This is a genomic window from Cryobacterium sp. TMT1-66-1 (genome assembly GCF_004403435.1).
Lineage (GTDB): Bacteria > Actinomycetota > Actinomycetes > Actinomycetales > Microbacteriaceae > Cryobacterium > Cryobacterium flavum.
In genome coordinates this window covers 36,234-49,223 of record NZ_SOGP01000002.1, presented here as the reverse complement: position 1 = coordinate 49,223, position 12,990 = coordinate 36,234, and the positions used below count along the sequence as shown (strand labels likewise).

Here is a 12,990-nt window from a genome sequence, read left to right as displayed (position 1 = left end):
CTCTAGACGACAGCCGGGACCGTCATAGTCTAATTGCGTACCTTCGGGCCAGTTGATTAACAAGCGCACGACTTGTGATTCCTTCAGCCTGCCCCGTTGCCTATGTGATAATGAGCTAGCAGACCTTTGATTTTCGAAGTAGACGCGGAAACGAGTAAATCAATGCCTCTCCACACCGACGGTAGTGCCAGAAAGCCGCGGCGGGGTCACCTGCAACGCCTAGTCGCAGTCGTAATCACGCTTGTGACGGCTGCGAGTCTGCTGGTCGCGCTCACTCCGCCTGCGCCGGCCGAAGCGCTCGATGGATCGGGTTTCAACGCCGGAAACATTATTAGCGATGGAGTCTTCTACGACCAGGGTTCGATGTCTGAATCCCAGATACAGGTATTCCTGAATGCTCAGGTGCCAATGTGCCGTTCCGGGTACACCTGCTTGAAGAATTACTCCGAAGTAACTACTTCGCACCCGGCCGACAGCCGGTGTGGCGCCTATCAGGGTGGGGGGCAGAGCAGCGCTGCGATTATCTACGCCGTCAGCCAAGCCTGTGGCATAAACCCGCAAGTGCTCCTCGTTCTTCTCGAAAAGGAACAGGGCCTCGTGACCGATTCCTGGCCCACGGACCGCCAATATCGCAGCGCAACGGGTTATGGCTGCCCTGACACCGCCGATTGCGATGCTGCGTACTACGGCTTCTACAACCAGGTCTACAACGCTGCCCACCAGTACAAGAACTACCAAGCCAACCCAAATAACTGGTCCTACCGTGCTGGTCGCGCGAACACGATCCAGTGGCATCCCAATGCTGCGTGCGGTACGTCGAGCGTCTACATCGAAAATCAGGCAACGGCCGCTCTCTATATTTATACGCCCTACCGGCCCAACGCAGCGGCCCTCAGCAATCTGTACGGCCTGGGCGATTCGTGCTCGTCGTATGGGAACCGCAACTTCTGGCGGATATTCACATCTTGGTTCGGAAGTACTCAGGCAAGCGGTGACCTCGTGAAGAGTGCCGACTCTCCGAGCATTTTTCTCATCGTGGGATCGACCAAACATCACGTGCCTTCGCAGGCAGTGCTCGAAAGTTTGCGTCCTCTGTATCCGTATCGAACCGTTGCCGCCTCGTACTTGGATGCCTTGCCAACAGGAAACACCGTTGGCGCACTGTTCCGCGACCCGGGCACGGGGGATATTTTTCTCTTTGAGAATGGTGTCAAGCACCGCTTCGCCACCTGTGAACTCGTGTCTCTGCTCGGAATGAGCTGTGGAAATACCGTTAATCTCTTGCCGTCGCAGCTAGCCAAGTTCCCCACGGGTGGCGAAGTCGCGCCGTTCGTGAAATCAGCCTTAAACCCGACGGTTTACTATCTCGATTCGGGAAAGAAGCGGTCGATTTCGACGTGGTCGATAGTCGCCGCACTGTACGGGCAGCAGGCCCCATTCATCTACACGGCCTCCGATGCCCTCATGAACTCCTACCCAGCGGGCCCAGCCCTTTTGGCTCCCGGAACTCTCGTCAAGGGTGCGTCTACTCCAGATATCTACATGATCGACGGAACAGGCGCAAAAATTCCGGTGTCCTCGTTTGATACGGCCGCTGATCTCGGAATAAATGGCTGGAGTACGCAATCTGAAGAATTAATGGCCGCGTATCCAACAGCGTCACAGCCGCTGACCAACGTCATTCAGTGCGGGGAACGCCGCTACATTGGCGGGAGTGGTCGACTGACTGCCCTGGCATCGAATGAAGTCGCGGCCCTTCCTGTCACCGCGGTGAGTCCGATCACGTGCGATGCGCTCCCAATGTCTGGCCAAACTGTTGACGGGTTGCTGTTTGTAACGACGGTTTCCGACGCGACGGTTTATCTAATCGATGGGGGTAAGTCTCGAGCGATCGACAGTTGGTCCACGGTGGCAGCTCTCAATGGCAACCGCGGACCGACCATCGTGAAGATCAGTCGTTTTGCATTCAACTCCCTACCGCGCGGAGCCGAAATGTTGGCTCCCGGCACTCTCGTGAAGGCAGCAAGCAATCCGTCTGTGTTCCTCGTAGACGGACTGGCTCGAAAAGTTGCCGTGGACTCATTTGGGATTACGAGCGAGCTTGGCATCGCTGGGTATACAACGCCATCAGACGCACGCTTGGCGACATATGGCACCGATACCACGCCATTGAAGATCGTGGTCAAATGTGGCGACGCCTACTTCATTGGAGGTCACGGCAAACTGTGGAAGCTATCATCACCAGACGGATTCGGTCTGGCCGCTACCGCGCTAAGCACCATCACGTGTGATGTCATACCGCACTCGCCGATAGTAGTAGCGGGCAATTTCTTCGTGAAGGATCCCGCCGGTTCTACGGTGTATCAGCTGTCTGGTGGTCAGAAGCGGCCCATCGAATCATGGGGGCGGCTGATTGCATTGAGCGGGAGTACTGAACCAACGATCGTGACGATTAGTGGTGGTCCGTTGGCGACCATTCCGACGGGTCCCTCCGCATAGTGCAGTTTCTGCATGGTAAGAATCGAAGAAACGCTCCACGGAGCCTACAGAAAGTGAACATGTCAGCTACTAAAAGGCACAACCGTGTGCTCACGACCGCCTCGATCGTGAGTGCGGTTATTGTCCATGTAGCTTTGCAGTGGGGGGCACTGTTCGCCCGATCTGATTTCTCGTTCAGTTCCTTTCGCGCCTACTTTGCAGGCGATCAACTTTCCTATATGTCCATGGTGGTTAATGCCTCGCAGGGTGAGCTCGCAAATGTCGAGCCGTTTACGCAGACCGGCACGAATAGCTACCCGCATCTGTATTACTACTTTCTAGGCACGGTGTCGCGGATTGTCGGCATTAGCCCGCTTCAGGCATGGGCCGTCGGTGGGCTGATATCTCAGATGATCCTTGTGGCGGTGCTCGCCACCGCGCTCGTGCTACTCAGCCGCCGGTGGTGGGCTGCGCTGCTTGCGCCAATCCCGTTCATCCTCGGGACATTTTCTGTTTTTCTGTCTGACAGTTGGTTCACGGCGATGGACTCCCACGCGGTACTGTGGGGCCCCTTCGGCGTGCTCTTTACACTGAACGGCGAATCGGTGGGACTCTGCATGGGGGCGGCGGCCCTGCTGCTGATCCTCATCGCCTTTCTCAGGGTGCGCCAGCCTTGGGCTCGGATCCTTCTGGTCTGCATCGCGAGCCTGACCGTCGGCCTCCTTGCCAACGTTCAGACCTACGCGTTCTTGACCGTGATCTACCTTCTGTCTTACGTCGTGGCGGCATATGTCATAGTCACAGCGCGCCGTCCGCGTCTCCTTGCGGGAATATCGCTGGTTTTGGTAGCGGGGCTGTTTATCGTTGGTCCTCTCATCGCTGCGGAGGCCGGTCCGCTCGTCACTTTGGTACTAGGGCTGATTCCGACAGTGCCAGGCTGGATCGCGCTAATCGCGAGATCCAGAGGCTTGGTGGCCGTGTTCATCCTGCTAGCAGGGCTCGCAGCACTACCCCAGCTGCTGGGGACGGCGCAGGGCATTCTCGGTGATGATCCATTCCTGACCTACCGCGTAGCGTCCAGTAAGAACTTGGGAGTAGATTGGCGTGGCATCGTCGGATCACTCGGTATTTCAATTCCTTTACTCGCGACGCTCGCTGCGGGGCTGCATCGGAAGAATATGCTGTGGATCGCTTATCCGGTGGGCGCGCTGGCGGCGTGGATTCTCGGAGCAACGAACGACGTATGGGGAGCAAATCAGGAACCGTATCGGTTCTGGCTCGATCTGTTCGTTCTCATTTCCATCTCTGCACTGCCGATCTTCGTCCTAGCGGCTCTCAGCTACTTCCGGCCCCGACCGGAGAGGCCAACATCGGAGTCGGAGTCGGAGTCGGACTTGGGCTTGGCTCCTGGCGTCCGGAGCAAGACGACCCTCGTTGCGACGTGGGTTTTTGCTCTTTGCGTTTCTACCGCGGCAGTGTCCGCCGTGGACTTCGCCCGGTTCGCTGTAGATACCACGTACCACTCACTCTGGAGCTACGACAACCCCAGGGACCACGCCATTGGCCAACTTGGAAAAGAGGCCGACGCGGCGCAAACGCGTGGTCTCATTGTCGCGGACCCGTGCGTGGACGTGCTCGCAATGAAGATCACGTCCGGTGCCCCGGTTGCTGATTACAACGTCGGTATGGCTTGGCCAGCCGATCATGATGCAGTGCATGCCGTCATGATCGAGCGGGGGGAAAATATACTCTCCATCGAACACGCGCACGCTGCAGGAGTGGAATGGGCCATTACCGACACAGCCTGTGCGGTGGACTGGGCGGCAACCTACGCGGATGATCTGAAAGCGGTCAGTTCCGTTGTCTACTATGAAAACGAGGTTGGTGAGCAGGAAAGGATCCAGCTGTGGAAAATTCAGTAATAGCCCTTGTTCGATCGGATTGGCGCGACATCCGACCTGACTCTCACCTGTTGAACCGCACATCGGCATTGTAGAACGGACGTAAATACCGTGGAATATGAACCCATTGAAGAATTGCGGAAACGGCTGGCTGCTGCAGAAGCGGAGCGCGACGATCTCAGGGCGCGCATAAATGCCGATCTGAATGACACCGTGACGGACTGGCTCGTATCGGTTGTGGCCTACGCGACGGTTGTCCCGGATGTACACAACACCGTCTCTTGGCGCGTCACGCGTCCGCTTCGGCTTGTTCGAACCTTTCAACTAAAAGTTTCTCAGGTTGGACTTCGACCGGCGGTCGGTATTGTTGCATCCCGGGCTCGTCGCCGACTGGCGCGCGGTCGTACACATTGAATCTGCTGCTTCCGCCGGAAGTGCGTTCTCAAAAGACCGCCATGGAATTAGCGCTTTCTCAGCGGCTTGGCGCGATCGCGCCAGATCTCGGCCTGAGCACGACGTCACTCGAGAGACTTCAAACAGAGGGGTCAGGACCGCTCCTTTGGGAAATTTGCCGTCTGGTGAAGGCTGACTTGACGAGCGACAGGGTCTGGTTGCTGTTCGTCGGCGTTGCCGGGTTGTTCCCTGAGCCCGACGAAGTCCGGTCCCTGCAACGCCAACTCGAACTTGTCGCGACGGCTCAGGTGCACCGAGTAGTTCTGAGTGCCTGTCGTGACTCAGCGATTCGGTACCGATCGCACCTCACCACAATTCGGGTGGTCCGAGAGCAAGTCTTAGTGGACGTCAACTTTTCTGCTCGTACGGGGCACAATAGCGGCGTCCAGCGCGTCGTCCGTGAAACAGCGCGTCGGTGGAGCGTTGACGTTCAGCCGCAATTCGTGGTCTGGACTGACAATGACCGTTCGTTCCGAGACCTGACGACGGCAGAATCCGATCGTCTCCTCGCCGAGGGACCGATTCTTGACGGTTGTCCGATTACCGCCAGAACGGAGATTATTGTTCCCGTTGATTGCATTCTGACCATGATCGAGGTTCCTCAGCGCGAGGAGTGTGCGTCACTGAGTGCTTTAGCCGAGTTCTCAGGCAACAAGCTTGCACTCGTTGTTCACGACATGATCCCGGTAGTGAGCGGCGACATGGTGTCATTCGCCGAATCCGACCGGTTCGTGGAATTTCTTGCCGTTGTCAAGCATGCCGACCGCATTTCGGGTGTGAGCGAGTCGGCAGCCTCCGAGTTTCAAGGATTCATCGACTCGCTCTCATCGCAGGGTCTGACGGGTCCGGTGGTGACGTCTGTCCCGCTTCCGATCGACACCCCAGTGGCGATTTCTCGTCCGGGCGTCAGTCCCAATAAAGATCCCCTAATCCTCTGCGTCGGCAGTGAAGAGCCACGGAAGAATCACCACGCGGTCCTCTTCGCTGCTGAAGTGCTCTGGCGCGAGGGACTGCGATTTCGATTGCGATTCATTGGAGGCGGGAGCGCCTCTTTCATCTACGCTTTTGATCGAGACGTGAAAAGCCTGCGGCGGGCCGGTCACACGATCGAGGTGCTCCGTAACGTCGGCGACGACATCTTGCTGAGCTCGTACAGAGAGGCGTCGTTTTCAGTCTTTCCGTCTCTCCATGAAGGCTTCGGGTTACCGGTCGGCGAGTCGTTAGCGCTTGGACTGCCTGTGATCACATCCAATTTCGGTAGCACAGCTGAAATCGCGTCAGACGGCGGTTGCCTACTCGTTGACCCACGTGATGATCTTGCGATCGCGAGCGCTATGCGAACGCTACTCACAGATCCGGCGTGCCTGGCCCGACTGCGTGCAGAGGCTTTGGCCCGACCTCGGCGAACATGGGACGATTTCTCCAGAGAACTTTGGGCCGAGCTCGTACTCCCTATCCTGGAAAAGAAGAATGAATAAGCTCACTGCACGGACAGAGTTACTCGCAGGAATTCTGCTTTCCGGTGGGTGGGCGTCGTTGTCGAAGTCTCAGCTTGAGCGGACGGTCGGTGCTGCCATCGGAACCAGTGCGGAACGGCTCTGGCTTCTCTTCGCAGTGATGACAGCTACGTTGCCTGTGCAAGACGAGGTCGTCAACCTGGTTCGGATGTCCCGCCTCATGGGCTCGCAGGTGGCGTTTCAGCACGTGCGGCGCCTGGCTCGAACGCGCTTTATTGGACGTTTGGGTAACGAGGTACGGATTCTGCAAGGGGAAACAATCGTTGATGCCCATCACACGGCCCGCTCCGAACTTGCGACAGGTATCCAGAAGGTTGTTCGCAAGACAATCGTGGAGTGGGAAGCCAGCCACACGATCATTCTTGTCGGATGGGACGCGGACTACACGCGATTACGAATGTTGGACGTCGACGAGCGTGAGAACGCACTCTTCGGAACTCGGCCAAACGCGCGACAGGCGCCGCGCCCGAGGGTAACGATCCCGTGGAACTGTGACTACATTCTTCCAGAGCTGGCGACGGAACCGGACCGCACTGCTCGTATTCAGGCGTTGGCGCAATTCTCGAACAACAGACTGCACGTCGTCGGACACGACTGCGTTCCACTTACTACAGCGGAAACTGTGGGGCCCGGAATGGGGGGCGCTTTTGCCAAGAATCTCAGTGCGGTCGCGCGAGCGACCAGAGTTGCAACGACGTCAACCGCATCGACAGCCGAGTACCGCGGATGGCGCACCATGCTGGGTAGCATCGGTGTAGTCGGCCCCGAAATTCAGGAGATCATGCTGCCCACAGCAGCGGAATTCGCCGAGTCCGAGTCCGAGTCCGAGTCCGAGTCCGAGTCCGAGTCCGAGTCCGAGTCCGAGGGTACCCATAGGCGTCCGCCCCTGTTGCTGTGCGTGGGGAGCCACGAACCGCGAAAGAATCACCTTGCAGTACTGCATGCATGTGAACTCTTGTGGCGAGAGAGGCAAGACTTTGAGCTGCTCTTCGTCGGGGGCAATTCATGGAACAGCGACGCTTTTGAGCAGCAACTTGATCGAATGATCGCGTTTGGCCGACCTGTTCGCGTTGCGCGCGGATTGAGTGACCGCCAACTTTGGCAGGCCTATCGTGAGGCCACGTTGACTCTTTTTCCGTCCGTGAACGAGGGGTTTGGCCTACCCGTCGCTGAATCTCTCGCGGTGGGTACGCCAGTAGTCACGAGCAACTTCGGGAGCATGAAGGAAATCGCGGACGCCGGCGGTGGGGCACTCCTGGTAGACCCCAGAGACGATGCCACCTTGGCCGAGGCCATTCGGGAGTTTCTGACAAATTCCGAGCTTAGAGATCGGCTACGGTTGGAGGCCGCTGCACGCACTCAGCGCACCTGGACGCAATATGCAGACGACCTGTGGCATTATTTCGACCCACAGGTCGCATCTGGTTACGCGCCGCGAGTCCCTTAGCGCGAACGCTTCTCTGAACGGTGCAGCAGAGCTGCTCCGAGCCTCCATTTGACGAGGCCGTATGCCCCTCGGTGCTCGAGCTCGTGCAGGCGAGCGCCTAACTCGCCTGCACGGGTAGCCATCGGGCGGAGCTCGTCCTCCACGGTCCTTGCGGCATCAGTGGCTTGGTCGAGTTGACTCCGCAGCGAGGAAATCTCCGCTTCAGCCGAGTCGAGGGCGGCATTGAGCCATCCGGCGTAATCGTGTGCAATGCTAACCGCGATCTTCAAAGGATTCTCGCTGCTGAACTCGTCATCGGGAAGGGATTCAAAATCCGCTCGCGGAATCTGGCACGTGTCTTCGATGGGGCTGTCGGCGGTGGGGGCTGCGGCCAATACGTGCTTCCACCGCTCAATAAATGCCAGACCCGCATGGTCGGACGCAAACCGACGAAAGCGCAGGTCGCGATCAGTCGAAGCGCCAGATAGGTGGGTGGCCCGCGCTTTCGGTTCGACGATTACGTCGAACCCAAGAGACTTGAAGCGAAAGGAAAGATCGGCATCTTCAAAATACGCTGGTCGATAGCGCTTGTCATATCCGCCAATAGCAGAGAAAACCTCATGCCTTACCAATACGGCCGCTCCGGAACCATAGTCTATTGACCGTCGCCGCAGAAATGGGATTGCGGTTGAAGAAGACAGTGAGAGGCCCGCGCCGAGTTGCACTGTACCGGCCGTGCCCAACATTCGCGACCCGGCCTCTTGGAGGGTCCCATCGGGATTGAGCAGCACGGCGGCAACTGCCCCGATGTGATTTTCGCCGGGTGCACGTGGCGCATCCGCTGCATCCACAAGAGCACGGATCATGTCCAGATCCGCGACGGCGTCATCGTTGAGAAAGAGCAGAAAGCGACCTCGGGCGATGGCCGACCCGCGGTTACATCCGTCGCCAAATCCGGTGTTTTCCGGAACGTCGACCAGATGTGCTCCGACTATGTCGGTCGCGACTGTTTGGCGTACATCAGGGCTGGCCCCGTTGAGGACCACGATCACCTCGAAAGGCGGTGGATTTCGCGAGTTAGCGACAGACGCAAGTGCTTGTCGCAGGGGACCGGAAAGTCGCCACGCGAGGACGACGACACTCACGACAGGGGTGGATTCGGGCTTGAAAACGACCTGCGGCACTAGTGGGTGCGCCCAGGTTGATGCGCCAGACAGCGGTGTCTCTTCCATCTACGTCTTTCAGTTTGAACCACCGTAGTAGGCTAGCATGAGCGATTATTGCCGTCCGATGTGACTTCACGGTCAAATACTTGACGTGACAGTACATAACCGATCTCATCCACTGGACATCGCCGTGGATGGTGCGATGGAGATGCATGGGTACCGAAGCACGGAGGCGAGCATCTAGACTCGCTTCACTTCCATTCGAGCGAGCCGGATCTGCAAGCGGTTCAGCCGTTTCGGGTTTTGCTTCGGCCGTGCGTGAAGCGTGGAGTCACCGCGAACTCCTCGACTTGTTGATCAGGCGCGAGCTCAAGGCCCGCTACAAAGACAGCTCATTAGGTTTTCTCTGGAGCCTGATCCGCCCTCTCGTAATGTTGGCGATCTATTACTTCGCTATTGGAAAGATACTTGGCGCGGAGCGCGGAATTCCTCAGTTCGCCATTTTCGTTTTTAGCGGATTAACCCTCTGGGGGTTGTTCAGCGAAATCATCTCAGGCGGCACGATGTCGATCTTGAGCAATGCCGGACTTATAAAGAAGGTTTACCTCCCTCGAGAAATATTTCCTCTGGCTTCGACAGGTTCCGCGATGTTTAATTTCGCCGTTCAGCTCGTCGTACTTATTTTTGCCACAGTCGTTCTCCTGCAAATTCCGTGGCAGATAGAGATATTCTACGCGCCATTGGCGATCCTCGTTGTCGCAGTATTTGGAATTGCTTTCAGCCTCTTTCTCTCAGCTGTGAATGTCTATCTTCGCGATGTTCAATACTTAGTCGAGGTGTCGTTGCTCATTGGGTTTTGGATCTCGCCCATCGTCTATTCCTTTGGTTTCGTTGTTGATGCCTTGGGGCGAGCAGGCTTGCCGGGGTGGGTCACCGAAATTTACCTTGCCAATCCAATTACGATCGCCATCCTCGCTTTTCAAAAAGCTTTCTGGATCGCTGGCAGCACGCCCGAAGCGGGGGCTGTTTACCCTGAACATCTCGGCCTCCGGCTCGTTGTGATGATCATTGTTGGACTCTTGTGCGTGTGGGGCGCCCAGCGCGTTTTCTCGCGTTTGCAAGGCAATTTCGCCCAGGAGATCTAGGAATGTCGACAGTATCTACAGTGCCCGATGTGATTCACATCAATGACGTGTCCAAGCGCTTTGTTATCCGCAAGGATAAATCCCTCAAAGAACGGATCGTGAATTTTCGCCGTTCCAACATGCACAAGGATGATTTCTGGGCCTTGCGAGACGTCTCGATTTCGATAACGGCCGGCACGACCATTGGGCTGCTGGGAGCGAACGGTTCAGGGAAGAGCACGCTCCTCAAGGTGATCGGAGGGATTATCGAGCCCAGCAGTGGATTTGTTGAGCGGCGTGGGCGTCTCGCCGCGTTGTTGGAGCTGGGCGCGGGGTTTCATCCTGACCTCACTGGACGCGAGAATGTGTACCTCAATGCTTCTATTTTGGGACTTTCGAAGCAAGAGACTGATGAATATTTTCAGTCGATTGTCGACTTCTCCGAGATCAGTGAGTTCATCGACACTCAGGTGAAGTTCTACTCCTCAGGGATGTACGTGCGCCTCGCCTTCGCAATCGCAGTACACGTTGATCCGGATATTTTGCTCGTCGACGAAGTACTCGCCGTGGGCGATGAACCGTTCCAACAGAAGTGCATGGCGAAAATCCGAGAATTTCAGAGCGAGGGGCGAACCATCGTCTTCGTGTCTCACGCGGCATCGCAGATTGCTGAATTGTGTGATCGCGTTGTTGTTTTGTCGCATGGGAACATTATTTTCGATGGTGAAACAGAACCAGGGATTGCCGCGCTTAGGGAGTCCTTCGGAAGTCACTAGCCGATGAGGCCGGTCTGACGCTGATCGAAGCGCTTGCCCCTCCGTGCTCAATCGTCGTCCCGAATTGGTGCGGTAGATATATGGGGATCCGGTATAGAACGCGAATTTCTGTTCGAATTGGCTTAGTTGTGGTACTGGCCTTGGCGCTGCGGCGCCGGCCGAGCCGATCGTGAGTGATCCGCCGGTGGCGTCGCAGGCTCCCTCTGCGACTGCCGAAGCATTTGATCCGGTCGCGGAGGCGCCGGAGTGCGCGACGGCCCTCACGCCCGACGCGTACACAGATTTCGATAGCTCCGGGCTGAAATTGCGGGAGTACCAGGGGTGGCGAACGGATAGCCAGTTCATGTCAGACGATGACGGCATCGCCTGCGCGTGGCAGGGTTCAGGGGACGCGGTGGTCGTCTTTGGCCAACTCGCTCTGGCCGCCGCTGAGTGGGAATCCAAAATGGCGGAGCTCCTCACCGCTGGCTTCCTAGAAGAGACCGCTCCGGTCAGGGGCGCGAACACGGTATCCAGCTAGGAGATCAACGCCCGGCGCGCAGCTCGTCAAGGGCGGACGCGGTGGTTACGGCAACATTGAAGAGCGGCAGGTCTGAAAACCCTCCGCGGATCAGCGGCGGCCGGTGCCGTATGCCGTCCAGCCGTGCCACGGCGAATATTCGCTTCGATGGACACCACCTGTGGTGCGAGTGAGTCCCACTGTTCAGATGCGTGACTTGTATCGTTCAGCCCCACTACCGAAGTGGCGCAGGTTCCGCGCAGCCCCCGCGTAGCTGGGCCTGGTGACGACGCGGCGCGACGCAGTCACACACAACCGAGCCCCGGGGACCGAGCGGCCTCGGGCTTACGGGGCGTCGGGGTGCGGCTTGTGGGGCAGGGCGCTGCGCCAGCTCAGGCCTTGCGCGGCCTTGACCGCACAGATCACGAGCAGCAGCCAGCCGAACTCGAACAGAATGGTGCTCTCCGCGGCGCTGGTCACGAGCAGGGTCACCAGAATGAGCGGAGCCCAGACATACGCCAGCGAGCGCTTGTTCGAAGCGAGCAGCCAGGAGCGCACGAAAGCCAGCAGCACCAGGGCGAGAAACGCCAGAAAGCCGATCAGTCCCACCTGAAAGTACACGTCGAGGTAGGCGTTCAGGCCGGTCACGTGCACGCGCCCGGTGGTGAATTCCAGCCAGCCATACGGGGTCACGTCTTGCGGCCAGAATCCGGCCCAGCCCCAGCCCTCGAGCGGATGCAGCTCCACCAGCCGCCACATCTCGGTCCAGAGCGAGTAGCGGGCTTCGAACTCGCTGCCGGCGTTCAGGGCGCTGATGATGGCGGTGCGGCCGAGCCAGGCCGCGCCGGCGGCCACGAGAGCCGCGCTCAGGAGGCCGAGCTGCAGCATCCGCCTGCCGTCAACGGCAGTGCGGCGCAATCGATAGAGGGCGAGGGCGGCGACGGTCACGCAGAGGGCGACGACCACGATGACGGGGGAGCGGGTGAGCACGAGGCAGATGCCGGCCAGCCACATGGAGCCGATGCCGAGGCCGCGCGGAATGGAGCGGGCGCGCAGTTCCACGTAGAAGGTGACCGCGGCGATGAGGGCGATGAGGCCGAAGACGTTGCGACTGCCGAAGATGCCCTGGATGGGGCCGAGCCGGTCGATGTCGCCGACGACGCCGAGAAAGGCGATCGGCAGGTCGAGCAGCAGTCCCGAGAGCACCTCGAGCACAATGGAGAGCCCGAGCAGCATCCGCAGCACATCGCCGGTGGCCCGCACCACCTGAAAGGTATCGCGCACGAGGGCCACGTAGATGGCGAGGAACCCCACGGTGATCTGGTAGCTGACGCCGATGATGGTGTCGGAGACGTAGCCGCTCCACAGGCCGGAGAGCGCGCACCAGGCCACGAACACGATGATCGAGATGGGGAGCAGGCCGTGCCACTCCACGATGGGGCGGCGGGCAACGAGCGAGAAGATGGCCAGCACGACGAGGCCGCCGAGAATGCCGATGAGGCCGGCCCAGCCCATGACGCTGCGCAGCAGGTGGGTGCTGAACGCGGTGGCCAGAATGATGAGCGTGAGCGAAGCCGCGAATTTCGGCGACGCGAGTACGCGACGCAGGGCTTCGGGCAGGGTGGGCATCCTCTAATTTACCGCGCCGGG

The 12,990-nt window shown here is 58.6% G+C and carries 8 protein-coding genes and 1 pseudogene; 7 read left to right on the top strand and 2 right to left on the bottom strand.

Annotation, left to right across the window (positions count from 1 at the left end; all coding sequences use genetic code 11):
- The first annotated feature begins 162 nt into the window (after positions 1–162).
- The 4 genes from E3T29_RS19880 (at position 163) to E3T29_RS01060 (ending at position 7,796) form a co-directional block, all read left to right on the top strand.
- Positions 163–2,499, top strand: a complete 2,337-nt coding sequence (locus tag E3T29_RS19880; RefSeq protein WP_174776383.1) for a hypothetical protein — start codon at positions 163–165, stop codon at positions 2,497–2,499.
- Positions 2,500–2,585: 86 nt separating this feature from the next.
- On the top strand, positions 2,586–4,400 hold the full coding sequence (locus E3T29_RS01070) for a hypothetical protein (RefSeq protein WP_134343726.1): 1,815 nt from the start codon (positions 2,586–2,588) through the stop codon (positions 4,398–4,400).
- A gap of 773 nt (positions 4,401–5,173) precedes the next feature.
- Positions 5,174–6,310 carry a glycosyltransferase family 1 protein gene (locus tag E3T29_RS01065; RefSeq protein WP_166789977.1) on the top strand — a complete coding sequence of 379 codons (1,137 nt, stop codon included), beginning with the start codon at positions 5,174–5,176 and terminating at the stop codon, positions 6,308–6,310.
- Positions 6,303–7,796, top strand: a complete 1,494-nt coding sequence (locus E3T29_RS01060; protein ID WP_166792300.1) for a glycosyltransferase family 1 protein — start codon at positions 6,303–6,305, stop codon at positions 7,794–7,796. The genes E3T29_RS01065 and E3T29_RS01060 overlap by 8 nt, the downstream gene beginning before the upstream one ends.
- On the opposite strand, the gene E3T29_RS01055 is transcribed toward E3T29_RS01060, so the two are convergent.
- Positions 7,793–9,007, bottom strand: coding sequence for a glycosyltransferase family 2 protein (locus tag E3T29_RS01055; protein ID WP_134343723.1), 1,215 nt, complete (start codon positions 9,005–9,007; stop codon positions 7,793–7,795). The genes E3T29_RS01060 and E3T29_RS01055 overlap by 4 nt on opposite strands.
- A gap of 146 nt (positions 9,008–9,153) precedes the next feature.
- Between E3T29_RS01055 and E3T29_RS01050 the strand changes: the two genes are divergently transcribed.
- The 3 genes and pseudogenes from E3T29_RS01050 to E3T29_RS19505 all read left to right on the top strand — a co-directional run bounded on the left by E3T29_RS01050 (position 9,154) and on the right by E3T29_RS19505 (position 11,361).
- Positions 9,154–10,086, top strand: coding sequence for an ABC transporter permease (locus tag E3T29_RS01050; RefSeq protein WP_134343722.1), 933 nt, complete (start codon positions 9,154–9,156; stop codon positions 10,084–10,086).
- 2 nt (positions 10,087–10,088) lie between these two features.
- Positions 10,089–10,826, top strand: a pseudogene (locus E3T29_RS01045) (ABC transporter ATP-binding protein); the annotation flags it as partial.
- Positions 10,827–11,184: 358 nt separating this feature from the next.
- Entirely contained in the window at positions 11,185–11,361 is a 177-nt protein-coding gene (locus tag E3T29_RS19505) for a hypothetical protein (RefSeq protein ID WP_166792299.1), read from the top strand.
- A 324-nt stretch (positions 11,362–11,685) separates the two neighbouring features.
- On the opposite strand, the gene E3T29_RS01040 is transcribed toward E3T29_RS19505, so the two are convergent.
- Positions 11,686–12,969 carry an O-antigen ligase gene (locus tag E3T29_RS01040; RefSeq protein ID WP_134343720.1) on the bottom strand — a complete coding sequence of 428 codons (1,284 nt, stop codon included), beginning with the start codon at positions 12,967–12,969 and terminating at the stop codon, positions 11,686–11,688.
- Between the last annotated feature and the right edge of the window lie 21 nt (positions 12,970–12,990).

Coding starts and splice junctions, on each gene's coding strand:
- E3T29_RS01055 (WP_134343723.1), bottom strand. CDS start 9,007: ATGGAAGAGACACCGCTGTCTGGCGCATCAACCTGGGCGCACCCACTA.
- E3T29_RS19880 (WP_174776383.1), top strand. CDS start 163: ATGCCTCTCCACACCGACGGTAGTGCCAGAAAGCCGCGGCGGGGTCAC.
- E3T29_RS01060 (WP_166792300.1), top strand. CDS start 6,303: ATGAATAAGCTCACTGCACGGACAGAGTTACTCGCAGGAATTCTGCTT.
- E3T29_RS19505 (WP_166792299.1), top strand. CDS start 11,185: ATGTCAGACGATGACGGCATCGCCTGCGCGTGGCAGGGTTCAGGGGAC.
- E3T29_RS01040 (WP_134343720.1), bottom strand. CDS start 12,969: ATGCCCACCCTGCCCGAAGCCCTGCGTCGCGTACTCGCGTCGCCGAAA.
- E3T29_RS01050 (WP_134343722.1), top strand. CDS start 9,154: ATGGGTACCGAAGCACGGAGGCGAGCATCTAGACTCGCTTCACTTCCA.